The following is a 25,669-nucleotide window of genomic DNA, read 5'->3' as shown; positions in this document are numbered from 1 at the left end:
GGTGGTCGTCACTCCTTGCCCTTGCCGCGGATCAGGGCGGACGGGTTGCGTTCCAGATAGTCGGCCAGCACGCGAACGGAGCGCGCGGCTCGCACGATCTCCTGCATCGCATCGCGAAATTCCTGTTGGCCCGGGGCGTCTGTTCCCAACAGTGTTTGATTCGTGTTTTTGAGAACCCGATCGGCCGTCGTCATGGCGCTGCGCATGGCGCCGAGTGCCTGGTCGAGCTCGGGCAGTGTCTTGGTGTCGACGCCCTTGAGCAGCCGGTCGAATGTCTTGATCGCCCCGTCGAGATCCACCGCGATGCCTTCGAGCGGCATCTTCTCGACCGTGGCGAGGATCGCGTGGACCTGCTCCAGGATGCCGGTCACCTTGGACTCCAGGTCTTCCAGCCCACTCTGCGTTACGGGGAGCACCAGTGGGTCTTGGCTCCAATCGATCTTGACCTTGGGTGCCTTGGGGTCGTAGTCGAACGCGATATAGCGCTCGCCGGTGAGAAGATTGCCCGTGCGGACCTCGGCGCGCAGACCCAGGTCGTCAAACTGATGCCGGATCAGCGCGAGCCGTTCGGCTTGATTTTCGTGTAACAGGGCTGTGGCAAGGGCGGTCTGTTCCGGGATGACTCGGGCGATCAAGCGCTCGGGGAAAAAGCTGATGAGGACGCGCGGGCGAAACGCGCGGGTCTCGGGATCCAGGGTTAGATCGACCCCGGCGATCTCCCCCGCGGTTAGGCCCAAGAGCTTTACGGGCGACCCCACGCTCAGCCCTTGCATCGAATCTGTGTAGAGGATGAAACGCCGCGCGACGGGGTCGGGCTGCTTCATCGCGCTGGTTTGGTCTTTATAGAGGGTGAAGGTCGCACCTTCGGCCGAAGGTGCTTCCGTCGACGCGAAGGACGGCAGGTCAAAGGCCACGCCACCGGCCAAAATGGAGACCAGCGACTGGGTGCGGACGGCGAGCCCCTCCGCATTGAGTGAAACGTCGATGCCGCTCGCGTCCCAAAAGCGTGTCTCGGGCGTGACGTACTGATCGTAAGGGGCGTTGACGAAGACGGTCACGTCGATCCCGCTTCCGCCTGCGGCGAGTGCGTAGCTCAAGACCTCGCCGGCCCTGAGTCGACGGAAGTACAGCGGTGCGCCGGTACCCAGGGAACCGAGATCGGGCGCCGTGAGGACGAAGCGTTTGCCCGGTTGGTCCGTAATCGGCGGCGGTGTGTCGAGTCCGACAAAGGCGCGCTCCTCCTTCGTCGATTGACCCGGTTGCAGGCCGATGAAGTTTCCCGAGATCAGTGTGCCGAGACCGGTCACGCCGCTCAATGTGATCCGCGGCTCGACGATCCAGAGTCGAGTGTCTTCGACGAAGAGCCCGGCGGCGCTGCGGTCCATCTTGGCGGTGATCTTGACCTTCGAGAATCCGTCCGCGAGCTCGACCGCCGTGACCTGCCCGATATCGACGTCCTTATACTTGACGACGGTTTTTCCGGCCTGAACCCCGCTGGCCTGCTTGAACAGGATCGTGATGGTCGGCCCTTCGGTCATGATGCGCTGCACGCCGATCCCGATGGCCACCGCGGCGGCGAGGATCGGAATAAACCAAATGAACGACGGGCCTCGACGCCGCGGAGGGTCGAGGCTGGCTTGCGGGAGCGCATCGATGGCAATCGGGTCAGGCACGTTTGATATCCACTGGATCACGATCCCAGAGTAGTCTGGGATCCAAGGATTCGGCCGCCAGCATGGTCAGCACCACGACGGAGGCGAAAAAGAGGACGCCCATTCCGGGCTCGACCGACATGAGCGGGTCGAGCTGCACCAGGGCGACGGTAAAGGTAGCGACGAAGACGTCCAGCATGGACCAAGGCCCGACCGCCCTGACGGCACGATGGAGCCGCATACGCCGGCGTTCACCGCCGCGCGTGCGGCGCTGGATCGAGATGAGAAGCCAGGCGAGGGCGATCAGCTTTCCCAGCGGGATCATGAAGCTTGCCACGAGCACGATCAGGGCCAAGGGCCAAGAGCCCGTGGTGAACAGAAACACGACGCCGCCGAGAATGGTATCGGGCGTGGAGGATCCGAACGCGTTGGTCACCATCACCGGCAGGGCATTGGCGGGCAGGAAACAGACCGCCGCGGCGACCGCCAGAGCCCAGGTGCTCTGAAGGGAGTTGGGGTGCCGCCCATGGAGCTTGGAACCGCAACGTCGGCAGAAGCCCGCCTCGCCGGGACCGGCCGGGCGCGACAGCAGCCCGCAGGTGCCGCAGGCAACCAGACCCAGCCGGGCTGCGGTTAGGGGCGTCGTGCTCATGCGTTCGGATCACCGTCCGGCACCGCCGCGATGCCCTTACCCCGATGATGCAAGGCGGCCGGGTTGACCCAGGCAATTCGATGCCAGACGGCTTCGGGATCGAATTGAACCGCGAGGGTCGCCAGCAGCACCAGCAGGGCTCCGGTGGAGAACAGCCCGATTCCGGGCTCGACCGTCGCCAGATCGGCGATCTTGACCAGGGCGACCAGGATCCCGAGCAACATGACCTCGGGCAACGACCACGCCTTTGCGTGTTCCGCAAGACGCAGCAGCGGACCGACCCAGGCGGGGGCCGGTGCGCGGCGTGCCGCCACCAGAAGCGTACACATCAAGACGAGATAGATTGTCGGGGCCACTGCAGTGCAGAACGCCACGAGCGTGGCCGTGATGGGTTGGCCCTGTCTCCACATCACTTCGGCCCCGCCCAGGATGGTCGTTTCTGCGAAACGCCCGACCACCGAGAGTGTCATCAGCGGCATCGCGTTCGCGACGACCAAGGTGATCGCGGCAGCCAGGGCAAGCGCGAGGGGACGCTCGATGGGGTCGGCCGGCGTCGTGGCAACGATCTCGCCGCACCTGGGGCAGCGCGCCCGACCCTTCGGCGGGATCGGCGGCAGGTGTTGAAGCAGGTCGCAGCCGGGACAGGCGACCACATCGGCCATCGAGAGGGGCGAGGGTGGGATGGTCGGCGACATCGGATGAACGGCTAGGGATCCCGGGATCGATGGAAAGGAGTGTTCGGGCTGTCGTCGTGCAGAAAGCCCGGCAGTCGTCGAGCGGCATTGTACCGGCGCGGAATGCCGCCGGGTATTGACCTGCTGAGGATACAGCTTGGCGGCGGCCTGCGCTTGACATGATGCGACATCCGTCGCGTCATGGCTGGCCGATGCCTGGACCCCTGCCAATGACTCCGGCACTGTCGCGCTTGTCGCGAAATGACATGCAAGGTCCCGAATGACCGCACACAATCGTAGAAACGCTTCTATTTGCGAGCGCCGCTGGCATTCCGGGTCGTGAAGACGCGGCGATTCAGCATCCCAAGCGATTGGCGACCAATCGTTTCGTACCACGGAGATGGGCCGATGAGCAGACAGACGGAACACAGGCGGAGAGGATCAAGATGGTGACGGAGGCCCGATGAGCGTCGATAGGGCCCGACATTATCAACCGAGAAGACAATCTGCCATGCCTGAGATTACGCGATTCGCGACCGAAACCAGAGGGAATGGCCGGGATGCCCCGGGGATGACATGGACCGACATCGACATCTCCGACGAGCGGGAACGTGATTGGCTGAGGTCATGGGCGCAACTCGGCGAAGACACCAAGAGCCTCTTGCTCGGCCCTGTTCGATTCAGTCACAGCGAGCCCGTCCATGAAGGCGTGCTCTTGAGCCTCAAGGCCGTGCGTGGCGATAAAGCGGATGGCTTCGACCAACCGACCGATTTCAGGCTGCTGATCGGGAAGACGGACGCTGTCACCGTGCGATCCGGCAGCGCCGCGCCCGTCGATGAGTTGCGCCGGTATCTTCGTTCGAACAGCAGCCTCAAGACACCGGTCGACCTGCTCGCGTTCATGATCTCGGGCATGACCAAGCGTCTGGAGACCGTCATTTTCGATCTGACAATGGCGACCGACGCCCTCGAAGATCAACTGCTTGACGTTGGGACCGCGCCGCCGCCGGAGGCTCTCATCGGCCTGCAGCAGCGTGTCTTTCGGGCACGTCGGCAGATCAAGACCGTTCAGCAGGTGCTCTCGCCCATTGCGACCGATCCGGCCGTGGCGTTGGCCTCCCGCGATCGCGAGACACTGGCTCGGTCATCCAATCACGTGAACCGCTATATCGAAGCGCTTGACGATTGCAGGACCCGTCTTCGGATGCTCGAGGATCAGATCGAGGCGCAGCGCGCCGAGAGCATGACTCGCTCGAGCCTCGAACTCACCGTCGTCGCGACGGTCTTCCTGCCGCTGACCTTCATCACGGGACTCCTCGGGATGAACGTCGCCGGCATCCCCGACGAGCATGATCCCTGGGGATTCTGGTTCGTGACGAGCCTGTCGCTTCTGGTTGCGCTCTTGGCTTGGTTGGTGCTCCGGCGTCGCATGCATGACAAGCGGCGCTGAATAATTCCGGGGTTCCTTGCCTCCATCAACAATATCTGTTCCCTAACCAGGGATCAGCATGGCGGCTGCGACAACAACGGTCCGATCCAGCCCTTTCTCAACAACAACGTCAAGAGCGGGTTCTATCTGAAATCCGGTCTGCGGAGTTGGACCCTGTTCGATCACCACCGAGATTTATCGACGCTCGCCGACAGATTCCAGACCGATCGATTCGGCGGCAAGTTCGACGTCGGTGGCCACGGCGCGACCCTGACACTCGCCGATACGGACACGGGCAGCGGGGCCGACTCCTCCCGGGCGTTTGCCCTCAAGGGATGTAACCCGGGGCGTTGGGACCGAGGTTCTTCTCGTCCTCGAGGGCGGCGTCGCGCGGGTCGAAAACGGCGTCCGGTGCTCCGCCGTCGTCCGTAATCCCGTCACCCAGATCCTGGACATTGTCGATGCCCGGGTAGGTTTGGCCTTGCGGGTTCTCGTCGATAAACTGGCGGACATCCACATCGATCCCGTCGGAGATGACCTCCTGGTCAGCAGGGGCGGCAAGCGCGATCGCCATCAGCAGTGGGCCGACGGTCACGACTGGCAGGTTCTTAAAGCTCAATTGTTATCCCTCGTGGATGGAACATTCCAAGGGCGGAGATCGATTCCAATCTTAACGGTATACGATCGGTTGCGTTCGGTAATCGGCTTGGCAGGGCTCGCTCCCCCGGCAATGGCGGCGACAGGATTCGGGATATCCGGCGTCGGCGACTGCGGTGCTTCTCAGCTCCAGCTTCAGACCCTCTGCCCGGTTTACCGGACGGTCGCGGCGATGGTCTCGCGGGACTTCGACCTGATCACGGAAGCCTTGACCCATTCGGCGTCGAGGACCTGGGCCTCTTGAATGTGTTTTTCGTTCACTGCGGCCCTCTCGCAAAAAATGCAGTCGGCCAGACGGCGCGACGCCGACCTCGTCGTCCATCGTATCTCGCCCACACACGCTCGACCACATCACCGTGCATTTGAAGCCACGGCCGCGTAGCGTAGACTATCCTTCCCGATGGCTACGCGATGATTTCCACGAACGTCTGATGCAAGTGGACTACGCCCCGCTGTCCTACATGTCGAGCGATCTGCCCTTGGTCATGGAAGGCTCGCTGCGCATCGCGCCCTTTCTGCAGGTACCAAACCTGCTCGTCGAGTTTGGCCTGGACCCGGCGTCGATCACCGCCGAGGCTGGTCTGGATATCGGCCTGTTCGACGACCCGGAGCAGGGCATTCCGCTCGCCGCTGCCGGCCGACTCCTCGCGCTCGCCGCCGAGCGAAGCGGTTGCCCCAGCTTCGGGCACCGACTGGGAGAGCAGGTCGGCCTCGACGCATTGGGTCGGATCGGACAGCTTGCCAAGAGCGCGCCCGACGTCTCCACCGCCCTGCACCAGGTCGTCCTCTATTTGCATTTGCACGATCGCGGGGCCGTCCCCGCGCTCTGGATCTCCGCGGACCGGGTGGTGATGGCCTATGTCGTCTATCAGGCGGAGGTTCCTGGTATCGAGCACATTTACGACGGTGCGGTCGCGATCACCTTCAACATCGTCAAGTTGCTCTGCGGCGCCGGGTTCGAGCCCATCGAAGTCCGCCTCAGCCGGCCTCGCCCCGCCGATGTCGAGCCCTACCGGCGCTTCTATCGCTCCCGCATCAGCTTCGGCGCCGAGCACTCCGCCGTGGTGTTTTCCGCCGATTGGTTGAAACGTCCGCTCGACGGCGCCGATGGGGTGCTGCATAAACAGCTCTTGCAGATCATTGAATTCGCCGACGTGCGTGGGGAGGAGAACCTCGTCGCGAACCTGCGCCGAGTGATACGGTGCATCTTGGTCCAGGGTGTCGCTCCCGAGGACACCTCGCTGGCCCATATCGCACGCCTGTTTTCACTGCATCGGCGCACCCTGAATCGGCGGCTGCAGTCGCTCGGTACGACCTTCAAGACATTGATTGACGAGGCCCGTTACGACGTTGCCCGGCAGCTTTTGCGCGATACCAGCCTACCCGTGGTCGACATCGCCGCCTCGCTCGACTATGCCGACGCCGCTGCCTTCTCGCGCGCCTTCAAGCGCTGGTCCGGTGTCTCGCCCGGCGCTTGGCGTCGATCGCTGCCGCCGCCGTAGAAGATCGCATCCCCCGCGACGGCGAAGACTGTCGCGAAATGTCAATGTCCGACTGCGGCGCATCTGCACAATTGCCGCATCGATACCGATCCGATGTCAACGGCGCCCGGACCTTATACCTCGCGTGGGCATCGGCTGCCGCCGCGGGCCCGATACGCGCCGCGCCGCCCCGCCGTCCGCTTCCAACTCGACAACGGAGAACGACATGACCACCAGACGTGAACTGATCGCCGGTGCGGCTCTCGCACCCATGGCCCTGGCTTTGAACCAGAGCGTTGCGGCAGAGCATCACCCGAAGGGCGACAAAAACGAGGATGCCCCGCAATTTCTGTTCGTGCAAAGCGCCGAGGGCGTCACCTTTTCCGACGGGCGCCTTACCCTGACCGGCGTGAGTCCGATCACGGTGCTGTTCTCGGACCGTCCGGATCGGCTCGCCGGCCATATGACCACCGCCAGCTTCGTTCCCTTCTGGGACGAGGGCGACAATAGCTTCGCGTCCGATCCGCCCAATGCCAACCTATCGGTACTGGACGGTGACGCTATGCAGGACATCGTTGTCGAGCTGCGCAGCCCGCGACTGACCGGCAGCGACCTCAGTTACGAGGTCTCGGTGCTGGAAGGCGAGCTGCCGGCCGTCGGCGGTCCAGCCTCGCTCTTCATTGACATCATCGGTCGGCCGCTCACGCCGATCTCTTTTGCTGGTGCCAACCGGCGTATGTGGCGGCGTAGGGCCTTTTACCGATAGGGCCGCAGACGCGGGCGCGCTGATTGCGCCTTGAATACACGAGGCGCCGGTTGCCGCGCGATTGAGCGACGGCTTTCCGAAGCCCGACACCATCGAGACGATCTACGGCAGCCTGGATCGACAGGCGCAAGGAACCGTTGGTCGTCGATGTTCAGCCCATGGCCCCGGGGCTGATCGATGACGTTTGGTACAGGTGGGTGGCCGATATCGGCATCGCCTCCACCGTCGATACGGTCCCTTGGAGCCCTGGTTCGACCAGACCCGGCGACCGAGCGAGATCCAATTGCAGCTCCAGGTCTAACGCCTAGCAACCCGGTCGCTCGCCCACGCCGCGAGCGATTTGAGCCTTCCAACGTCCAACCCACCACTGGAGACAACGCCACAATGGCTGTCAACCTCTCGGAACCAGCGTCGCCCCCATGGCGGCGACTCGCCGCAGCCCTAGTGGTCGCGGTCTTTCTCTGCTCCGGCGCCCTTCAAGCCGCCGACAATGGCCCACGCAATCACGCAGAAGGCGCATTCGATGCCGCTACCGGTCGCTATGAGGTGGCCAAGGGCGACGATCTCGCGGGAATCGCCGCACGTTTCGGTGTCCCGGTCGCGGACATCAAGGAAGCCAACAAGCTCGACTCGGACCTGATCAATATCGGTCAGGAACTGGTGCTGAGCACCAGCGCCACCGCGACCGAAGGCGCGGCGAAAGGCGCCCTCCAGGACAGCGCCCAGGCACCCCCCCAGGTCACAGGCGTCCTCGGCTCGCCCAGCGCGACCACCACCATCTCAGGCAACCAATTGCCCGCGCCCCAGCCTGCCTTTGGCGGTGTGATCAAGGACGACGCGCTCCAATCCAAGCAATGGTGGGCGCCGCGCATCGTGCCGCCCAAGGATGCGCCAAACATCCTGCTGATCCTGACCGACGACGCGGGCTTCGGCGTGCCTAGCACCTTTGGTGGCGTCATCCCGACACCGTCGATGGACCGCATCGCGGAGAACGGGCTGCGCTACAACCGGATCTTCTCCACATCGCTCTGTTCGCCGACCCGCGCCGCGCTCATCACCGGGCGCAACCACCACTCGGTGGGCTTCGGCGTCATCGCCGAACAGGCGACCGGATTCCCCGGCTACAACAGCGTCATCGGCGCGGACAACGCGACCATCGGACGCATCCTGCGCGACAACGGCTATGCGACCAGCTGGTTCGGCAAGAACCACAACACGCCGACCTACGAGGCCAGCCAAGCCGGGCCGTTCAACCAGTGGCCGACCGGCATGGGCTTCGACTACTTCTATGGCTTCGTCGGCGGCGACGCCAACCAATGGGGACCGAACCTGTTCCGCAACACCACGCAGATCTATCCCTGGATCGGTCACGAGGGCACCCTGAAGATGGATCGGTCCGACCCGAAGGCGGCGATCTGGCCCGTCACCGGCGAGGAGCCAAGCTGGAACCTGATCACTGCCATGGCCGACGACGCCATCTCCTGGATGGATCGGATTCACCAGACCGACCCCACACAGCCGATCTTCCTCCACTACTGCCCCGGCGCCTCGCACGCGCCGCACCACCCGACTAAAGAATGGGTGGACAAGATCAGCGCGATGCATCTCTTCGACGACGGCTACGAGAAACTGCGCGAGCGGATCTTCGAGAATCAAAAGAAACTCGGCGTCATTCCGCCGGATCAGGAACTCACGCCCTGGCCGAAGGACATCCTGACGCCCTGGGACGAGCTCTCGGACGATGCGAAGAAGCTCTTTATCCGCCAGGCCGAGGTGTTTGCCGCCTTTGTTGCCTACAGCGACTATGAGATCGGTCGCGTGATCCAGCATTTCGAGGACCTGGGCAGGCTGGACAACACGCTCGTCATCTACCAGAACGGCGACAACGGCACCAGCGCCGAGGGCGGGCCGGAAGGTACCTTCAGCGAGGTTGCATTCTTCAATGGCGTGAAGCCGCCGGTGGACGTACAGATGAAGTTCTACGAGGCATGGGGGACGGAACTCGCCTACAACCACATGTCGGCCGGCTGGTCCTGGGCCTTCGACACGCCGTTCGACTGGTTCAAGCAAAACGCCTCCCGGCTCGGCGGCATCAACCAGAACATGGTCATTCAGTGGCCGGCGCGTATCAAAGACAAGGGCGCCCTGCGCGAGCAGTTCATGCATGTCATCGACCACGTGCCGACGATCCTGGAGGTCACCGGCATCGCGGCCCCCGAGGTCGTGGACGGCATCAAGCAGCGGCCCATCGAAGGCACCAGCTACGCCTACACCTTCGACGCGGAGAATGCCAAGGCCCCGTCCCGGCACACCACCCAGTATTTCGAGATGATGGGCCAGTGGGCGATCTACCATGACGGCTGGCTGATGAGCACCAAGGTGGACCGCGCGCCTTGGGATGCCTTCTCCTCAGCCAACCCGGACCCGCTGAACAACCAGGTGTTCCAGCTCTACGACCTAACCACCAGTTGGAACCAGTCCGACGACATCGCCGCGCAGCATCCGGAGAAGGTGACGGAAATGCGCGCGATGTTCCTCGCGGAGGCGAAGAAGTATCAGGTGCTGCCGCTGGATGCCTCGGTGGGCGCCCGCGTGGCCGCCCCACGTCCGAGCCTCACCGCCGGCCGCAACGAGTATGTCTACACCTCGCCGATGACCGGTCTGCCGCAGGGCGATGCGCCTTATCTGCTCAACACCTCCTATACCGTCACCGCGGACATCACCGTTCCCGAGGGTGGTGCCGAGGGCATGATCGTGACCTCGGGCGGGCGGTTCGCTGGATTCGGCTTCTACCTGCTCGAAGGCAAGCCGGTCTTCCTGTGGAACCTGCTCGATCTGGAGCGCATCAAGTGGGAAGGACCGGAGGCCCTGGCGCCCGGCAAACACAACATCGAGTTCGACTTCACCTATGACGGCCTCGGCGCGGAAACAATGGCCTTCAACAACTTCAGCGGCATTGGACGCTCGGGCACCGGCACGCTGAAGGTCGACGGCAAGGAGGTCCAGACCATCAAGATGGAGAAGACCATCCCGATCATCCTGCAGTGGGACGAGAGCTTCGACGTCGGCTCCGACACCATCACGGGCGTCAACGATGCGGACTACCTGCCGCCGTTCCCGCTCACCGCGGGGTTGGACAAGCTGACGATCAAGGTTGATCGGCCGGTGCTGTCGCCGGAGGAGATCAGGAAGCTGGAAGCAGGTTTGCAGAAGGTGGAAGCCGGCCGCGAATAGGCGAGCCACTGAGCCAGTCGTGAAACCCCGTGGGCCGCTGTCAAAAGGGCGCGACCCACGGTATTCTCAATCCAAGCAGTTTGAAGCGATGCGACTGGATGTCGCTTCAAACGCCTTTCATAAACCAGGCGACCCTGCCTTTCCATCGACCGCGACCTTAACCTTGAGGCACAAGAACCAAGATGACGTTTTGGCCCCGTAACCGTGACCTAGAATCCACACGTCAATCCACGAGCCGGCATGCGCTCGCGGTTGCCACTGCGCTCAGCCTGACATCGGGACTTGCGCTCGCCGTGCAAGACTCCGACCTTCGCCTCGACAGCACCGGCGACCTCTACGCGGTCTGCTCGGTGCCCGCGAGCGCCGCGGAGTATCCGGTCACCCGCCAGGCATGCCGGTCCTTTATCGAGGGTGTGGCCCAATACCATGACCTCGTCAGCAAAGGTCGGATGAAGCGTCTGTATTGCACGCCCAAAGGCAGCACCGTCGACAACGGTGTACAAGTCTTCAACGCCTGGGCTGCGGCCAACGCCAGCGATACGACACTGATGGGCGAGGAACCGGCGGTGGGTCTGATCCGCGCGCTCGCCGCCAAGTATCCCTGCAAGGGCTGACGCACTGACCTAATCACCCGATTGCTCGCCGCGGCCTTGCCGCCGAGCTCGGTTACTTGATGGAGTTTCCACGATGACAACCCATTCCAGAAAACATCTCGTCATTCCTGCCCTATTGGTCACCGCCTTCGCCCTGGGCGGCTGCGGTACGACCACCGGAACCCGCACCGCGAGCGGCGCACTCATGGGCGCGGCCACGGGTGCCGCCATCGGTTCGCTGACCGCCGAGGCCGGCGCCGGCGCTCTGATCGGTGTCGGCGTGGGCGCCCTGGGCGGCTATCTCTACGATCAGCATCTCAAGGGCCATCTGGACTAAGGCGATTTCTGTCGACTTTCATACCGTATTCAGGGACGAGTCCATGCCCGCAAACCCACCAGCGGAGAAGCAATGAAAAGGCGGCTGGCGCCCTTTTTGTCGGTGCTCGTGCTTGTCCTCGGCGCGTCTGCGGGGTCGTCCTATGCCCGGGAGACGGCAGCGTCTGAACTAGCGTCCGGGGCGCCGACCGTGGCAGCCGAATCCGGATTCGACACCCTGATGGGCCGATGGGTGCGGCCCGACGGCGGCTACCTGATCACGATCCAGGGCGTCGACGCCGACGGCAGGCTCGACGCCGCCTACCGGAATCCGAATCCGCTCCCCTTCGCTAAGGCGCAGGCGTCGCGCATCGGCAACGCGATCAAGGTCTTCCTAGAGCTGCGCGCAGGCGGCTACAACGGGTCCACCTACAGCCTTTCCTACGACCCCGCGAACGACGTCCTTCACGGCGTCTACTACCAGGCGGCCGCTCAGCAACAGTACGATGTCTATTTTGAACGCGCTGAACCGCGCTAAACCGCGTCCAGAGCGAGATGCTCACTTTCGCGTGAGTTCGACGTTGGGTGCATCCACCGGTCTTAGCGGAGACGCGGTTTAGAAAATTACATTTTTTAATACCTTAAGCTGCGCCGGCTCCGACAATGATCGGAGCCGGCGCGGCCAAGCCAATTCAACAAACGACGCATACCGCGCCGGGCGCGGTTTAGCTCCTGCGATCGTTGATTCTGCCGGGAGCTTGACGGGCAACCCATGCCTATCGAGTGGCAGATGAATGCGCATAGCGGGCGTTCATGATTCCTTTGGAGTAAGCACGGTAGGAAGAAGGCCCAATCGCCCGCGTGTGGGCAACTTTCGAACAACAGGAGAGAGAAAATGAAAATCACCGGATTGTTCTTTCCGGCGCGCAGAGGTGCAATGAAATGAAGACATCGAGAATCCTTGCGAAGCGCTCCGTGCGGAGCTTGCCCGCTATGGCGTTGTCCATGATCGTCTCATTGGGCATCTCCATGGGTGCGAGTGCCGATGAAGCAGATGCCAAGCGGCTGCTGAAGGCCATGTCCGATTACTTGGCAGCGCAGCAGGCCCTCTCATTCGAGTACGACGCCATCCTGGAGGTCATTACCGAGGACCAACAGAAGCTCGCCCTGGCAAGTTCGGGCACGCTGATCCTCAATCGGCCCGACAAGATCCTCGCCACGCGGTCCAGCGGTTTTGCGGATGTCGAGATGTTGTTTGACGGGAAGACGCTCACCTTGCTGGGCAAAAACCTGAACATCTATGCGCAACAGGACGTGCCCGGCACGATCGAGAATCTGGTCGATGAGTTGCGGCAGCACAACCGTCCGCTCCCTGCCGCGGATCTGTTGTTGATGGACCCCTACGAGACACTGATGCTGGATGTCGTTGACGTCAAGGATCTCGGCAGCGGCGTGATCGGCGGCGCCGAATGTGATCACCTCGCTTTTCGGGCAAAGGAAGTCGATTGGCAGATCTGGATTGCGCAAGGAGAGCGTCCTTATCCTTGCCGATTCAGCATCACCTCGAAGTCCATGAAAGGGGAGCCTCAGTACAGTATTCAAATCAGGGACTGGAAGGCAGACGCTGAGGTTACGACAACCGATTTCACCTTTAAGAACCCGACGGATGCCAAGAAGGTCGACCTGAAGAATCTCGAGGGGACAGAGGAATTACCGCAACATTTCAAGATAGGAGAGGCCCAATGAAGGCGTCGAAACCAATTGTTGTCAGTTTGATTGCCCTGGTCATCGTGATCGGCGCTTCGGAATTTGGTGAGCGGCTTTCAGTCCCTGGTTTTCACGGTTTGATCCCGACGGCCGAAGCCATTGTCGGACGGCCACTCACACCGGTGAGCGTTGCCGGGGTAGGTCGTCGTACGGTGCGACGTTGCGCAGTGGGTGTTTACAACTGTTAGTCTTTCCGTAGAGATGGGTTCAGGCGCTGTTTGAACAGGTAGGACATCCCTCCCTGTTCTCAGCGTTGACTATTGGTCCCGGTGTACCCGTCATGATCCACGCGCACCAGCGCCGCAAGCGCGCGCGGCGATACGCTTGCGTTCAGCTTGAACAGCGCCCCACGCAGGGGATACTTTCTGACCGCTTTCTCCATCCGAGGCAGCGGGGCATTGACGATGTCGCGCCGTGCGGCGCCGATGTGGCCATAGCGCAGATCATTCACAGGCACCTCCATGTGACGGAAGCCCAATGATTTATGACGCCCTCATTAACCTGGAACGGCTCTATTGAGGACTGACGTGATCCGCCCTGACGTTCTCCCTGCTTAGACGTTCCCGATAGGCCGATGAACATGCGAACCCTTGTCTTTGTCATCACCGCCTGCGCGCTTTGGGCCATCTGGCTTTCGTCCGCCTGTGCTCAGGAGGCCGACAGCCTGTTGCCCGGGTGGTTGGTCACCTCGGAGGCGCTGGAGTCGAAGATCGCGGAAACGGAGGCGGCAACCGACAGGACCGAGGAGGCGAAGACGCGGCTTCTCGAGCTCTACCGAAAGGCGTTGAGCAATCTGCAGGCGGCAAAGGACAACGCCGCATCGGCGGCCACGTTCCAGCGCAGGGCCGAACGCGCGCCGGTCGAGATCCAGTCCATCCGCGCGGCGCTGACGCCGGATGCCCGGGGAGGCCCTCTCGACAGCTTAGAGGCGGATGCGAATACCCCGCTGCCCGAACTCGAACAAGAACTGCAAAAGGAACAGGCGGAACTGACCGCGGCCGATGCGCGGCGCGTGGATTTCGAGTCCCGTCTGGCCATTTTCGATCAGCGCCCGGCGGCCATCAGCCAGCGCCTTGCGGAGGCAACGCAACAACGCGAAGAGGCCTCGGCGCAGATTCAGACCCCGGTCGGGGATGATGTAGGGCCCACGTTTGCGCAGGCCCAAAAGTGGGTGCTGGAAACGCGCTACGTGGCGCTGAACACCGAGACCACGATGCTCGAGCAGGAGCTCTCGACCCTGCCGCTGCGGACGCAATTGCTGGAGGCAAAGCGCGATAGGGAAGCGGCCAATGTCGAAGGCATCGACGAGCGCATTCAGATACTCAACGACCTGCTCGACCGAAAACGCCGCCAAGCGGCGGAACAAGCAGCGACCCAAGCCGAGCAGACCCAGCGCGAGCTCGCGGGGACGAACCCGGTCTTGGCCGAGTTATCCGCGGAAAACGCGGCACTGTCCCGAGACATCAACGACACCACCCAGCAGCTTCAGGCGCAGGATCTGGTGCGGCAGAACCTGGAGCAACTCGTCGAGCAGATTGGCGCCGATTACCAAGATGCCCGTGAAACGCTGGAGTCCGGTGAGGTCAACGACGATCTTGGCAGAATCCTGCTGCAGCAGTTCGAGGCCCTGCCGGACCTGCGGGCCTTTATTCAGAACGACGAACAGCGCAGGCAGACAATCGCCGACCTCAACGTGCGCCGGCTGAAACATCGCGCGGAGGCTCGACGCATCGAAGATACAAATGCCACCGTCGAGCGGCTCGCGCTGGCGCTCCAGGCCGATGCGTCGGCGACGTCCGAGGCTGCGGCTCATGCGTGGACCGAGGCACAAAAGGTCACGTTGCAAGAGCTGGTGCAGCAGCGCCGGGCACTGCTCGACAAGGCATTGAAGACCGATCAAACCTACCTCGGCAAGCTGCGGGAGCTCGATCGGGCCGAGCAGGCTTTGCTCACAACCGCCGCCGAGTATAACGCCTACTTGGACGAGCAACTCCCCTGGTTGCGTAACGCCAAACCCCTCCAACTCGAAGACGTCCGCGCGATGCCGAGCGAACTCCGCGCCCGGCTCACGGCCGCGGGTCTGCTGGACTTGCCGCAACTGATTGGCCAGCAGCTCGCGCGCAGCCCCGCCTTCTGGCTCGCGATCATCGGCGCCGGCGTCCTGCTGTGGCGACGCCGAGCGATCATCGCCGCCATTGAGGCGGTCGCGCCCCGTATCGGTAAACCCACCACGGACCGCATGAACTATACCGTGCGGGTCCTAGGCCTGACCCTGATGCTGGCGGCACCGCTGCCGTTGCTCTTGGCGGTCACGGGTTGGCAGCTTCAGGTCGACAGCGGCGCAACAGAGCTGTCCCACGCCCTGGGCGATGCACTGACGCGGGTCGCCCTGCATCTTTCCATTCTGCTCGGTTTTATCGCCGGTTGCCGACCGCGGGGGTTGGCGGCGGCACATTTTCGCTGGCCGGAGCGCAACCTGACGCTGCTGCGAACGCAGCTCATGCTGTTCATTTGGCCGTTCGTGACCTCGGTCTTCATCATCGATGTCGCGCTCGGTATCGATCAGGCCCAGAGCGGCGGGACCTTGGCCGAGCTTGGTCTGCTGCTTGGCTACCTGCCGCTGTCCTGGTTCCTCTACCGAGTCTTGCATCCCCGGCGTGGCGTGCTTGCACACCTGCGATCAGGCGGCGACTACCCGATGGTCGTCCGTACTTACATGATCTGGTACCCGCTGGCTGTCGGCTCTCCGTTGGCATTGATCGCCCTTGCCTTTACCGGTTACGTCTACACGGCCACGGCGTTTTCCTATCTGTTTTTGCTGACGCTCTGGTTCCTCTTAACGCTGTTGCTGGCCAACTCACTCGCCCTGCGCTGGCTGCAGGTGACCAGGCGTCGCCTCGCCTATGAGGCCGCCATGGAACGGCAACGCGCGGAGCAAGAGGAGGCCGAAGAGGAAGAGGCCCTCGGTGAGATGGGTGAGCTGGAATTCGAAGAACCGGAAGTGGATATTACGGCGCTGAGCGACGAGACGCGCGGGCTGATCCGGATACTGAGGCTCACCGCGGCCATCTTCGGACTCTATCTGATCTGGTTCAGCGCCCTGCCGGCGCTGCAGATCGTCGATGAGGTGGTCTTGTGGCACGGGACCGTCATTGTCGATGGCGCGGAGCAGCCGCTGCCCATCACGTTGGGGAGCCTCGGTCTGGCGCTGCTCTATGCCGTCGGTACCTGGGTGCTGGCGGATCGCCTGCCGGCACTGTTGGAGATCGTGCTGCTGCAGCGCTTCAAGACGACCGCAGCCGGCCGCTATACGGTGACCACGCTGACGACTTACGTCGTCGTCGCGGTGGGTCTGTTGCTGGTGCTCAGCACCCTCGGCGCGCGTTGGTCGCAAGTGCAATGGCTGGCGGCGGCGCTCAGCGTCGGCATCGGCTTCGGCCTGCAGGAGATCGTCGCCAACTTTATCAGCGGGTTGATCATCCTGTTCGAGCGACCGATCCGTGTCGGCGATGCCGTGACCGTCGGCGAAACCGACGGCGTCGTCACCAAGATCAAGATTCGCGCCACCACCATCCGTAATTGGGACGGCAAGGAATTGCTGGTGCCGAACAAAGAGTTCATCACCGGGCGCCTACTCAATTGGTCGCTGTCGGATCGCACCACGCGACTGGTCCTCGCTATAGGTGTCGCCTATGGATCGCCGGTGCGCCAGGCCATGGATCTGCTGGAGGAGGCGGCAAGAGAGAACCCCAACGTGCTCGATGACCCGGCCCCTACGGTGATCTTCGACACCTTCGGCGACAATTCACTCGGCCTGCTGCTGCGTTGCTTCGTCGATTCCATCGATTTGCGCGTCAGCACCATCAGCGCGCTGAACGTGGCCATCAACGACAAGTTCAATGCCGCCGGCATCAGCATTGCCTTCCCGCAGCGCGACCTGCATCTGGACACCATCAAGCCGCTGCGGGTGCAGATCGAGCACGCGAGCCCTGTCGATCGTTGACCGCAACGCACAATCAATCGGCGTCGTCATTCCGTGTAGGAATAGGGCTCGGATCACTATTCTCGGTAGAACGCTTGGATTCATGATTTGCCGGGATTGTCGAATGAGCGAGGAGGTGTGATGTCGAATCGAGCAGAATGGACAGGGCGGCGCCGGGTCCGCCGCGTATTCGGCTTCGCGGTCCTCGTCGCCTGCGTGTTGTTCTTTTTCCACGCGAACCTGCTGTTCGAGTCGGCCGCTTTGATTCTGCGCAACGTTGATCCGCTGATCGAGCATCTTGGCGCAGGTCGGGCCGGAAAGGTGATCATCTTCGGGTGCTTCGCCATGCTGTTTGCCGCTCACCTCGCAGAGGCTGCCGTATGGGGCCTTTATGTTTGGCGGCAAGGGCTGACGCGGACCTATGCGGACGGAATCTATTTCACGGCCGTCACGGTGACCGCCCTCGGTTACGGGGATGTGGTTCTTCTGCCGCCCTGGCGCATGCTGGGTCCGCTCATCGCGATTGCCGGACTGCTCAAATTCGGATGTTCGACCGCGTTTCTGTTTGTCGTTATTCAGGCGATCTGGACGCGCCACCTCGTCTGATGCGGCCTACTGTCCGATCAGGTTTAAGGCCGCAGATTCATGACCGAGCGAACCGCATACGCGCCGAATGCCGGTTGTCGTGTCGCGAAATGTCAAGACGTCGAGCTGTGGAATGCGCATACTTCCGTTCGCTTCAATTTTGGTTTCGGCAAGTCCTCGAGCCGAGCTCGCGGGGGATTTGCCGGAGGGCATGAGGCCGGGCGCCGTCACGGCGATGATCAGTTCAGGCGGAGGACACCAATGCGTCGAATACGCAGGACTCTCGGATCCTATGTGTGTGCTTGTGCGGCGCTCGGGCTGTCAAACGGTGCAGCCGCCGAATCCGGTGATGGCGGTTGGCAGTTCAATCTCATGCCGTATCTCTGGTTCCCCGCCGTCACCGGGAGCATCGACACCAACGTCGAAGGCCTTCCCGGACCCTTAGGTGGGACGCCGAGACAACTGGAGGTCAGCGGCACGGTCAATCCCGATAACTATCTCAGTAATCTGGATATGGCGTTCATGCTGACCGGCGAGGCACGCAAGGGAAATTGGGCGATCCTGACCGACATCATTTACGCCGACCTGGGAAGTCAGGATACCCGAATTCGCAATGTGACCGGACCTATGGGTGCCACGCCGCGTGTGGCACGCGACACTAAGACGGATATGAATTCGATTATCTGGACATTCGCCGGTGGCTATCGTGTGGCGGATGAAGCGCCGTGGAGTCTGGACTTGATCGGCGGCTTTCGGTACCTTGAGCTGAATAATGATTTGACGGTCGATTTCACGGATGAACGCGGTCGTTTGCTCGGCTCAACCAAAGCATCGATGGATCAGAGCAATTGGGATGGTATTATCGGGATTCGAAGTGAATACTCTGTCCGGAATACCCCCTGGTTCGTACCCTTTTACGCGGACATCGGGACCGGTTCGTCCGATCTGACCTGGCAAGCTCTTTTGGGTCTAGGATATCGGTTCGATTGGGGCGAGGCGACATTGGCGTGGCGCGCCATCGGTTACGAATTCGACGGGAACGACGCCGATCTGACTTTGTCGGGCCCGGCTTTGGGCGTGGGCTTCCGGTGGTGACGCGTCTTCAGCCGGTCACACTTCCGGATAGTGGCGCGTCATGACGACATCGATCAGTAGAGAAGGTGTGTCCTTTCGAACAAAACGGCATCGCCGTCGGGGTTGGGAATGCGCGAAGATTTTTCACTCACTTGAAGCTCTGCATTCAGGTATCAACTCAGCTTTGCCGAAACAAAGCGAATGAACCGCTATCATCCATCCAATAAGAGAACACTATGACGATCAAGATCCTTGCTGTTGCTGCGACCTTGGCCATCAGCGTGACGTCGGTATACGCGGCATCCGACAGCGCAGTTGCCTATACGGTGAGCGAAAACGAAGACATCGAGACGATTGCAGGGACTTACGATATCAGCGTCGAGGATATCTTGGTGACCAATGGAAAGACGGCCGAAGAGATCGAAGTGGGCTCGGTGATCTATATTCCGCCGGTGCATGCGACAGGCCGTTATAACCCGGACAAGGGAACGTACAAGGTCGCGAAAGGTGATGATCTGTATGCGATCAGCAATCGATTCGGCACGAGCGTTGCATCGATCGAAGAATTGAACGGCATGAAGGGAAATGAGATCAAGGCCGGAGCAACAATCAAGATCCCTCAATGATCCTCGTTCCGGGCTGGTTTCACGCCAAAGGCCGGGTGACCGGCCGGAGCTGTGTCTCCGCACGACATCCAGCATTCACGCCACTGCCTAAACCCGGAGATCGAGTGATGCACTCTAGGCGAGAGATCCTTGCCGCAGCGGTTGCCTTGGTCCCGTTGTCGCTCGCCGTGACCCCTAGCGGGGCTCGCGCGACGGCCAAAGAGCCCGAAACCGCTGACTTCTTTTTCGTGCAGATCGAGTCACGCTTCTCGAGGGCGAGTTGCCGGCTACGGGTGGATCGGCATCGCTGTTCATCGACATCATCGGGATGCCGCGCACGCCGTTATCCTTCGCCGGTGTCGGTCGCCGGAGCTTCCGGCGCGCGGTCATCTATTAGTCATCCGGTGACGGGGTCGAGGGTTCCGCCGGACGTGCCGGAGGGCGCGGCTCGTTCACGACCGCGCAGCCGGACGTTGCGGCCGGTTGCGCACGACGTGTCATCGAAGGGGCGCTAAATTCTCCTCGGGCGATAGGCGACGGATCAAGGGCTTGAGTTCGCGGAGCCGATCGGGCATCCGCGCGAGCGCGGTCTCGTCGCGGCTTTCGAAGTCCCCGATCCAGACTGGATACCAGCTTGAACGACTTCTATCAGCGTCCAGTGTGCGCGGTTGATCGAGGACTCCTTCGCGCCGTACGAAGGGAGCCATGCTCGATGCTTTTCGCAAGCTGATGAGCTGGATGCTGGAACGGGCCCGGTCGACGACCGGAGCGGGCGCCGGGGCAGAGTGCTCGGCGACGGGTGCCGGCGCCTCCATCCCGGTGCCCGTCACGTCTTGCGCTTGGTTCGAAGCCGTCACAGTCGGCGTGCCCTCGTCATCCGGCGTCGATGCCGGGAGAGCCCCTGACCGGGGTCGGTGGTTGGCGGGAGTGCCGCGCCATCCACGGTCTTCCGTGAGACATACAGGCGATCCGCCGCCACCATCGCGGCGAGAATCATACCGAAGGCCGGGATTCTGCGTCCCGGGGCCCGCGGCGCGGGGCGATCACCAAGGCCAAGCAGGCGACTGTAGATATCGGGTGGCCACCCATGGCCTCGGCGGTGAAGGTCGCCGTGAGGCATGTGAGAATAATCGGCAGCGCCATCGCTTCCGCGCCGGTCAGCTGGATCACGAGGATGATCCCGGTCAAGGGTGCGCGCACGGCGGCGAAGAGCGCGCCCATGACCATTGTTCTGCGCCATCCGCTCTGACGCCATCTGACCGAGGGCGGCGCCCATGTGGCTCGTCGGACCCTCGCACCCCGGGACCAGGCCGCAGCCCACCGCCAGGGTCCACGCGACGAATTTGACGGGGAGAACCCGCCGCCAACGCAGTTTGCGTTGTCCGGCGAGGATCACCTCGACCTCCTGGACGCCGCTGCCGGCGGTCTCGGGGGCGACGCGACGCACGATCCAGAGTGCAGCAACCAGGACGAGCGCACCCGCGACGACCAGAGCGAGCCAGCCCGGAACCGGCGCCGAGTCCAGGCACGCCGTCAAGACCTCGGGACCCTGGTCGGCTTGGTCGAGGACGGCGTGGAAGGCGTCCCCGGCAAGTCCGGCCAGCGCCCCGACCAGGGCTGCAGCGAGATAGAGCGGCCAGAGGATCTTGATCCAGTCGGTCACAGGGCGGCGCACGTCGCGAACGACAGGCCGGATCACGCCCGGGTTCGGCAACAATAGGTCCACAACTGGCTCGCTGGGCGGCGCTGACCGGTGCCGATGCGCCGTGCGGTCTCCCCAGGCCCGGCGTCGCGATCACGCCGGGCCGTATTTCATCGGCTGGCGATCACTGCGAGCCCGGCCGCATCGGTCGAGTTGCGCTGCTGCTCCGATCAACCCGGGCCGCGACCGCGCTGATGTAGGTGACGGTGACGCTGTCTCCTGCGCGAACGCCTTCGAGCATGGCGGGATCACGCACGTTGACCGTGACCGTGTTCTCGGGGCCTCGGATGGTGGCCGTCGAGTTGGCGCGATTAACGCCTTCGACGATACCGACGATCCGGACGGTCTCCTCCATGCTGCCGGCGGGCAGACGCCCCGCTGCACGGTCGACATCCATCGTGGCGGTGGCCGAGGGTGCGCCGGCCGCGGCATCTCCCTTTTGAAGATCGATCGCGACGGCCTCCATATAGGCGATCGTCAGCGTGTCGTTGATCCTCACTTCATCGAGTCGTGTCACCTCGGCCGGGACATGGATGACCTGAAAGACGCCGTCCGGTTTGCGGATGGTCAGCATGCGGGTCTCGGTGTTGACCACCACGACCGTGCCTTCGACTTCCTTCACCGTCGCCCCCGCGGCCACCGGGACGTTGTCGGTCGCGGTCTGTGCCGAGAGCAGAAGGGGGCATAGCGCGAGCGTGCCCGCCAAGGTCAATCGGGCGAGTTTGTTCATCGTTGTCTCCTTATATGCTGTTTGGATGCTTATCCGGCCGGGGTCAGGGCCCGGGGTTGCATGTGATTCCCGCCCGCCGGCGCGAGCCGGGCGGGCGGGGTTGCCGCATCGGGCGCGATCAATCGCGATCGAGACCTTTTATTTTGCTTCCATCTTCTTCAGATCACTCTCGGCCTTCTCCTCGGCTGCTTCCATCTTCGACTTCTCCTTCGCGTCCATGCTCTTGAGATCGGCCTCGGCCTTCGCATGCTCCGGGGAGAGCGTCAGATCGGCTTCCGCTTTCTCGTGCGCCTTTTCCAGTTTGGCCGCCGATTCGGCGATGGCTCCGGCCGACAGGACCAAGGCGAGGGCGGCTGCAGTCAGGACGACAGACTGTTTCATGGTCATTTGAGATGTCTCCGAGTGATGATTGGGAATAACTTCAGGTGTTGTCGGGTGCGAATACACGATCAACCAAATGTGTCCGCCAGGATGTGTCGAGGCATGCGACACGGGCCAAGAATATCATGATGAGAGGCGAAATCAGGTATCTTGCGCGCAGCCGCGATCGTCGGGTCGAGGATCCGGTGGATGCCCTGCATTCCGGCGCGATCGATGCCCTAGCCCGGCAGCACCGGCGCACCTTCCCCCGTCAAGCTCGGCACAGCCCCCGGATCATGCGGCAGACGATGCAGGAGGAGGTTGTGTTGAGCGATTTCCGTGTCCGGCGGCGAGTGGCGCACCGCCGCCCCGATCACGCCGGTCGAATGCAGTCCCGAGTCATGCGCACAATGTCCACGATTTTCGTCTGGGCTTTTGTCGGCCGGGCTCGGGCAAGGTAGTATCCGGCTCTCGAATCGCCCCTTCTTCGTGACGGTCCCTATCGAGGCCGTCCGCACAGAGTAACGCCCGATGAACGATGTTCCGCAAGACCAGGCCCTGGAGCGCGACGTTCAGCTCTTCACCGCACTGCTCGGCGAGGTGCTGCGCGAGCACAGCCGTAAACGCGTGCTGGTGATCGTCGAGCGTCTGCGCGAAGGTTTCATGCAGCTGCGCGAAGGCGACGACCCCGAGCTGCGCGAGAAGCTGATGAAGCGGATCGAGGGTTTGGATGCTCAGACCCTTTCGGAGGTCATCCGCGCCTTCAACATCTATTTCGGGCTGGTCAACACGGCCGAGGAGTTGAACGCCTATCTTGCACGCATGGATCTGATCTCCGCCGGCCAACGGCTCTGGGTCGGCTCCTTCGACGAGATGGCGCGCCGCTTCAAGGACGACGGGGTGAGCCCGGAGAACTTCCAAAGCCTGCTCGAACATCTGATCTATCTTCCGGTCTTCACCGCGCATCCCACCGAGGCCAAGCGACGGACGACCCTGGAGACCTTCCGCCGGATCTTTCTGGTCGGCCAGGATCTGCATCGCAGCAAGCTCAACGACGAGGAGCTCGAGGACCGACTTCAGGACATCCTCACTCAGATCCAGATCCTCTGGAAGACCGACGAGGTCCGGATCCACAAGCCTCAGGTCACCGACGAGGTCCGTCAGGGGCTCTATTTTTTTCGCGAGTCTCTCTTCGAGGCGGTGCCCCGGGTCTATCGCTTTCTGGAGAAGGCAGTGCGCCGGGTTTACGGGGCGCAGTCCGGGATCAGGGTCCCGAGCTTCATCCGGTTCGGGTCGTGGATCGGCGGGGACCGCGACGGCAACCCCTTCGTCAAGCCCGAGACCACGGAGCTCGCCGTTCGCATGCACGGCGAGCTGGTCCTCGAGCTCTACCTCGAGCGTATCCGCAAGCTGCATCGCATGCTCAGCCACGCCAGCTCCATCTGCCAGCCGTCGCCGGCCTTCATGGACAGCTTGGATGCGGACGAGGACTATTGGGTCGACACCATGGGGCAGAGCCTGCGCCGTTATGTCCATGAGCCCTATCGGCGCAAGCTGGCGATGATGGATCATCGTCTCGGCGCGAATCTGAAGCGGATTCGGGCGCGCATGGCGGGGCGGTACGATCCGACCCAGCCGGCCGGGTACGCGAGCGAGCGCGACTTCCTCGCCGATCTGTACTTGATCCGCGACTCGCTGCATCACCATGGCGATGCCAACGCCGCGGCCGGCCCGCTGCAGGATCTCATCCGGCTCGCCGAGACCTTCGGCTTCCACCTCGTGCATCTCGACATCCGGCAGGAGTCGATTCGCCACACCGAGGCCGTGACCGAGCTGTTTGCGCGTCAAGCCGGCGCGCCCTTTTATCAGGCATTCGACGAAGAGCAGCGCCTGATGGCCCTGGCGGAGGCGATCGCCCATCCGCACCCCTTCGTGATCGACAAGGCGACCTTGACCCCGGAGACCCGCGAGACGCTGGAGGTCTTCGAGGTGATGGCGCGAATGCGTGCCGAGATCAGCGAGAGTCTGTTCGGGCAGTACGTCATCTCCATGACCCATTACGCCAGTCATGTCATGGAGGTGATGCTGTTGGCGCGGCTTGCCGGACTCGCCGGGAAGGATTGCCGGGATTGGTTCTGCAAGATCCAGGTCTCGCCCCTGTTCGAGACCATCGACGATCTAAACCGCATCGGGGAGGTGATGGGGCGGCTGTTCAAGGATCCGACCTACAGCGCGCTGCTGAAGGCTTCGGGTAATCAGCAAGAGGTCATGCTCGGGTATTCGGATTCCTGCAAAGACGGCGGTATTCTGGCCTCGAGCTGGCGTCTCTACGAGGCGCAGCGCCGGGTGATCCAGCTTGCCGACGACGAGGGCGTCTCCTGCCGACTCTTCCACGGACGCGGCGGTACGGTGGGGCGCGGCGGCGGGCCGACCCACGAGGCCATCCTCGCTCAGCCCACCGATACGGTGCATGGACAGATCAAGCTCACCGAGCAGGGCGAGGTGCTCTCCTACCGCTATGCGAATCCCGAGACCGCGCGTTACGAGCTGACGCTGGGCATCAGCGGGCTCATCAAGGCCAGTCGCTGTCTGATCGAGCCTCCGCCCGAGGACCGCAAGGATTATCTCGGCGTCATGGACGAACTCGCCCGCTACGGCGAGGAGGCCTATCGGAAGCTCACGCAGGAGACCGAGGGCTTTCTCGATTATTTCTACGAGTGCACCCCGCTCGACGGGATCGCCCTGTTGAACATCGGCTCGCGCCCGTCACATCGCAAAAAGGCGGATCGCTCCTTGAAGTCCATCCGCGCCATCCCCTGGGTCTTCGGATGGGCCCAGTCGCGTCAGACCTTGCCCGCCTGGTTCGGCATCGGCTATGCCATCGAGCGCTACCGCGGCAACGATCTCGAGCGTCTCGTGAAGCTCCAGAAGATGTACCAGGAATGGCCCTATTTCCGCGCGCTCTTGTCCAATACCCAGATGTCGCTCTTCAAGGCCGAGATGCATATCGCGCGGGCCTACGCCCGTCTCGCCGAGAACCGGGAGCAGGCCGAGGCGATCTACGGCATCATCGAGGCCGAGTACGAGCGCACCTTGGTCCAAGTCTTGAACGTCGCCGGCCTGCGCGGTCTGATGGAGGAGACGCCGGATCTTCAGCGTTCCCTGGCGCGTCGCAATATCTATCTGGACCCGTTGAACCATATCCAGGTCTCGCTTCTGGAGCGTTATCGTAACGAGCGCGAGGAAGAGAAACGCGAAGAATGGCTGGACCCTCTGCTGCGCTCGATCAATGCGATCGCTGCGGGGATGCGAAACACGGGCTGAAGCAGGCCCTGTCGCGAGCCTGCGGATCAACCGAGATTTTGGATCTGAGATAGACTGTGAGCACCTCGCCGAACACAGGCAACGGAT

Annotated in this window: 22 protein-coding genes; 14 read left to right on the top strand and 8 right to left on the bottom strand. The window is 62.6% G+C overall.

Going from position 1 to position 25,669, the window contains the following annotated elements; translation table 11 throughout:
- Nucleotides 1-8 precede the first annotated feature (8 nt).
- From THIMADRAFT_RS10405 to THIMADRAFT_RS10395, 3 genes are read right to left on the bottom strand one after another with little or no spacing between them, the layout of a single operon-like run.
- Nucleotides 9-1,673: a PqiB family protein gene (locus THIMADRAFT_RS10405; protein ID WP_007192988.1), complete on the bottom strand. Its 1,665-nt coding sequence runs from the start codon at nucleotides 1,671-1,673 to the stop codon at nucleotides 9-11.
- On the bottom strand, nucleotides 1,666-2,304 hold the full coding sequence (locus tag THIMADRAFT_RS10400) for a paraquat-inducible protein A (protein WP_007192987.1): 639 nt from the start codon (nucleotides 2,302-2,304) through the stop codon (nucleotides 1,666-1,668). The genes THIMADRAFT_RS10405 and THIMADRAFT_RS10400 overlap by 8 nt, the downstream gene beginning before the upstream one ends.
- Nucleotides 2,301-2,999: a paraquat-inducible protein A gene (locus THIMADRAFT_RS10395; RefSeq protein ID WP_233490230.1), complete on the bottom strand. Its 699-nt coding sequence runs from the start codon at nucleotides 2,997-2,999 to the stop codon at nucleotides 2,301-2,303. Before THIMADRAFT_RS10395 ends, THIMADRAFT_RS10400 begins: the two co-directional genes overlap by 4 nt.
- 550 nt (nucleotides 3,000-3,549) lie before the next feature.
- On the opposite strand from THIMADRAFT_RS10395, the gene THIMADRAFT_RS10390 reads away from it, so the two are divergent.
- Nucleotides 3,550-4,428, top strand: a complete 879-nt coding sequence (locus THIMADRAFT_RS10390; protein ID WP_139052788.1) for a magnesium transporter CorA family protein — start codon at nucleotides 3,550-3,552, stop codon at nucleotides 4,426-4,428.
- A 307-nt stretch (nucleotides 4,429-4,735) separates the two neighbouring features.
- On the opposite strand, the gene THIMADRAFT_RS10385 is transcribed toward THIMADRAFT_RS10390, so the two are convergent.
- Nucleotides 4,736-5,026 carry a hypothetical protein gene (locus tag THIMADRAFT_RS10385; RefSeq protein WP_007192984.1) on the bottom strand — a complete coding sequence of 97 codons (291 nt, stop codon included), beginning with the start codon at nucleotides 5,024-5,026 and terminating at the stop codon, nucleotides 4,736-4,738.
- Between the two features lie 469 nt (nucleotides 5,027-5,495).
- Here THIMADRAFT_RS10385 and THIMADRAFT_RS10380 point away from each other — a divergent pair, with 469 nt between their 5' ends.
- The 8 genes from THIMADRAFT_RS10380 (at nucleotide 5,496) to THIMADRAFT_RS25655 (ending at nucleotide 13,408) form a co-directional block, all read left to right on the top strand.
- The gene (locus THIMADRAFT_RS10380) at nucleotides 5,496-6,566 is read left to right on the top strand and encodes an AraC family transcriptional regulator (protein WP_007192983.1); all 1,071 of its coding nucleotides are present in this window, start codon (nucleotides 5,496-5,498) and stop codon (nucleotides 6,564-6,566) included.
- A gap of 124 nt (nucleotides 6,567-6,690) precedes the next feature.
- Nucleotides 6,691-7,311: a hypothetical protein gene (locus tag THIMADRAFT_RS10375; protein WP_233490229.1), complete on the top strand. Its 621-nt coding sequence runs from the start codon at nucleotides 6,691-6,693 to the stop codon at nucleotides 7,309-7,311.
- A gap of 384 nt (nucleotides 7,312-7,695) precedes the next feature.
- A complete protein-coding gene (locus tag THIMADRAFT_RS10370) occupies nucleotides 7,696-10,545 on the top strand; it encodes a sulfatase-like hydrolase/transferase (protein WP_007192981.1) in 2,850 nt (949 codons plus the stop codon).
- Between the two features lie 182 nt (nucleotides 10,546-10,727).
- The gene (locus tag THIMADRAFT_RS10365) at nucleotides 10,728-11,159 is read left to right on the top strand and encodes a Rap1a/Tai family immunity protein (RefSeq protein WP_007192980.1); all 432 of its coding nucleotides are present in this window, start codon (nucleotides 10,728-10,730) and stop codon (nucleotides 11,157-11,159) included.
- A 73-nt stretch (nucleotides 11,160-11,232) separates the two neighbouring features.
- Entirely contained in the window at nucleotides 11,233-11,475 is a 243-nt protein-coding gene (locus THIMADRAFT_RS10360) for a glycine zipper domain-containing protein (protein WP_007192979.1), read from the top strand.
- A gap of 72 nt (nucleotides 11,476-11,547) precedes the next feature.
- A complete protein-coding gene (locus tag THIMADRAFT_RS27435; RefSeq protein WP_007192978.1) occupies nucleotides 11,548-11,991 on the top strand; it encodes a hypothetical protein in 444 nt (147 codons plus the stop codon).
- Nucleotides 11,992-12,446: 455 nt separating this feature from the next.
- The gene (locus THIMADRAFT_RS10350; protein ID WP_007192977.1) at nucleotides 12,447-13,199 is read left to right on the top strand and encodes a DUF2092 domain-containing protein; all 753 of its coding nucleotides are present in this window, start codon (nucleotides 12,447-12,449) and stop codon (nucleotides 13,197-13,199) included.
- The gene (locus THIMADRAFT_RS25655; RefSeq protein WP_007192976.1) at nucleotides 13,196-13,408 is read left to right on the top strand and encodes a hypothetical protein; all 213 of its coding nucleotides are present in this window, start codon (nucleotides 13,196-13,198) and stop codon (nucleotides 13,406-13,408) included. Before THIMADRAFT_RS10350 ends, THIMADRAFT_RS25655 begins: the two co-directional genes overlap by 4 nt.
- Nucleotides 13,409-13,467: 59 nt before the next feature.
- Here THIMADRAFT_RS25655 and THIMADRAFT_RS10345 read toward each other — a convergent pair whose 3' ends face one another.
- A complete protein-coding gene (locus THIMADRAFT_RS10345) occupies nucleotides 13,468-13,671 on the bottom strand; it encodes a hypothetical protein (protein WP_007192975.1) in 204 nt (67 codons plus the stop codon).
- Between the two features lie 216 nt (nucleotides 13,672-13,887).
- Between THIMADRAFT_RS10345 and THIMADRAFT_RS10340 the strand changes: the two genes are divergently transcribed.
- The 4 genes from THIMADRAFT_RS10340 to THIMADRAFT_RS10325 all read left to right on the top strand — a co-directional run bounded on the left by THIMADRAFT_RS10340 (nucleotide 13,888) and on the right by THIMADRAFT_RS10325 (nucleotide 19,487).
- Entirely contained in the window at nucleotides 13,888-17,223 is a 3,336-nt protein-coding gene (locus THIMADRAFT_RS10340; RefSeq protein ID WP_233490228.1) for a mechanosensitive ion channel domain-containing protein, read from the top strand.
- Between the two features lie 87 nt (nucleotides 17,224-17,310).
- Entirely contained in the window at nucleotides 17,311-17,808 is a 498-nt protein-coding gene (locus THIMADRAFT_RS10335; protein WP_233490227.1) for a potassium channel family protein, read from the top strand.
- A 39-nt stretch (nucleotides 17,809-17,847) separates the two neighbouring features.
- A complete protein-coding gene (locus THIMADRAFT_RS10330; RefSeq protein WP_158308377.1) occupies nucleotides 17,848-18,882 on the top strand; it encodes a hypothetical protein in 1,035 nt (344 codons plus the stop codon).
- 215 nt (nucleotides 18,883-19,097) lie between these two features.
- Nucleotides 19,098-19,487, top strand: a complete 390-nt coding sequence (locus THIMADRAFT_RS10325; protein ID WP_007192971.1) for a LysM peptidoglycan-binding domain-containing protein — start codon at nucleotides 19,098-19,100, stop codon at nucleotides 19,485-19,487.
- A gap of 832 nt (nucleotides 19,488-20,319) precedes the next feature.
- Here the strand turns inward: THIMADRAFT_RS10325 and THIMADRAFT_RS28725 are convergent.
- The 3 genes from THIMADRAFT_RS28725 to THIMADRAFT_RS10305 form a co-directional block, all read right to left on the bottom strand.
- Complete coding sequence (locus THIMADRAFT_RS28725; protein WP_007192970.1) at nucleotides 20,320-21,192, bottom strand: chloride channel protein; 873 nt, start codon at nucleotides 21,190-21,192, stop codon at nucleotides 20,320-20,322.
- 100 nt (nucleotides 21,193-21,292) lie between these two features.
- Nucleotides 21,293-21,898 (bottom strand): hypothetical protein, encoded by a 606-nt coding sequence (locus THIMADRAFT_RS10310; RefSeq protein ID WP_007192969.1) that lies wholly within the window; start codon nucleotides 21,896-21,898, stop codon nucleotides 21,293-21,295.
- A gap of 138 nt (nucleotides 21,899-22,036) precedes the next feature.
- The gene (locus THIMADRAFT_RS10305) at nucleotides 22,037-22,279 is read right to left on the bottom strand and encodes a hypothetical protein (RefSeq protein ID WP_233490226.1); all 243 of its coding nucleotides are present in this window, start codon (nucleotides 22,277-22,279) and stop codon (nucleotides 22,037-22,039) included.
- Nucleotides 22,280-22,789: 510 nt separating this feature from the next.
- Between THIMADRAFT_RS10305 and ppc the strand changes: the two genes are divergently transcribed.
- Nucleotides 22,790-25,582 carry a phosphoenolpyruvate carboxylase gene (gene ppc, locus THIMADRAFT_RS10295; protein WP_007192967.1) on the top strand — a complete coding sequence of 931 codons (2,793 nt, stop codon included), beginning with the start codon at nucleotides 22,790-22,792 and terminating at the stop codon, nucleotides 25,580-25,582.
- The last annotated feature ends 87 nt before the right edge of the window (nucleotides 25,583-25,669 follow it).

The organism is Thiocapsa marina 5811, from assembly GCF_000223985.1.
Taxonomy (GTDB): domain Bacteria; phylum Pseudomonadota; class Gammaproteobacteria; order Chromatiales; family Chromatiaceae; genus Thiocapsa; species Thiocapsa marina.
The sequence above is the reverse complement of the archived record's forward strand: the minus strand, read 5'-3'. Positions and strand labels throughout refer to the sequence as shown.

Bases quoted from the DNA above. Each gene is read 5' to 3' on its own strand.
- THIMADRAFT_RS10400 (WP_007192987.1), bottom strand. From the start codon at position 2,304: ATGAGCACGACGCCCCTAACCGCAGCCCGGCTGGGTCTGGTTGCCTGC.
- THIMADRAFT_RS10395 (WP_233490230.1), bottom strand. From the start codon at position 2,999: ATGTCGCCGACCATCCCACCCTCGCCCCTCTCGATGGCCGATGTGGTC.
- THIMADRAFT_RS10390 (WP_139052788.1), top strand. From the start codon at position 3,550: ATGACATGGACCGACATCGACATCTCCGACGAGCGGGAACGTGATTGG.
- THIMADRAFT_RS10380 (WP_007192983.1), top strand. From the start codon at position 5,496: ATGCAAGTGGACTACGCCCCGCTGTCCTACATGTCGAGCGATCTGCCC.
- THIMADRAFT_RS10370 (WP_007192981.1), top strand. From the start codon at position 7,696: ATGGCTGTCAACCTCTCGGAACCAGCGTCGCCCCCATGGCGGCGACTC.
- THIMADRAFT_RS10365 (WP_007192980.1), top strand. From the start codon at position 10,728: ATGACGTTTTGGCCCCGTAACCGTGACCTAGAATCCACACGTCAATCC.
- THIMADRAFT_RS10360 (WP_007192979.1), top strand. From the start codon at position 11,233: ATGACAACCCATTCCAGAAAACATCTCGTCATTCCTGCCCTATTGGTC.
- THIMADRAFT_RS27435 (WP_007192978.1), top strand. From the start codon at position 11,548: ATGAAAAGGCGGCTGGCGCCCTTTTTGTCGGTGCTCGTGCTTGTCCTC.
- THIMADRAFT_RS10350 (WP_007192977.1), top strand. From the start codon at position 12,447: ATGGCGTTGTCCATGATCGTCTCATTGGGCATCTCCATGGGTGCGAGT.
- THIMADRAFT_RS25655 (WP_007192976.1), top strand. From the start codon at position 13,196: ATGAAGGCGTCGAAACCAATTGTTGTCAGTTTGATTGCCCTGGTCATC.
- THIMADRAFT_RS10330 (WP_158308377.1), top strand. From the start codon at position 17,848: ATGACCGAGCGAACCGCATACGCGCCGAATGCCGGTTGTCGTGTCGCG.
- THIMADRAFT_RS10325 (WP_007192971.1), top strand. From the start codon at position 19,098: ATGACGATCAAGATCCTTGCTGTTGCTGCGACCTTGGCCATCAGCGTG.
- THIMADRAFT_RS10310 (WP_007192969.1), bottom strand. From the start codon at position 21,898: ATGAACAAACTCGCCCGATTGACCTTGGCGGGCACGCTCGCGCTATGC.
- THIMADRAFT_RS10305 (WP_233490226.1), bottom strand. From the start codon at position 22,279: ATGAAACAGTCTGTCGTCCTGACTGCAGCCGCCCTCGCCTTGGTCCTG.
- ppc (WP_007192967.1), top strand. From the start codon at position 22,790: ATGAACGATGTTCCGCAAGACCAGGCCCTGGAGCGCGACGTTCAGCTC.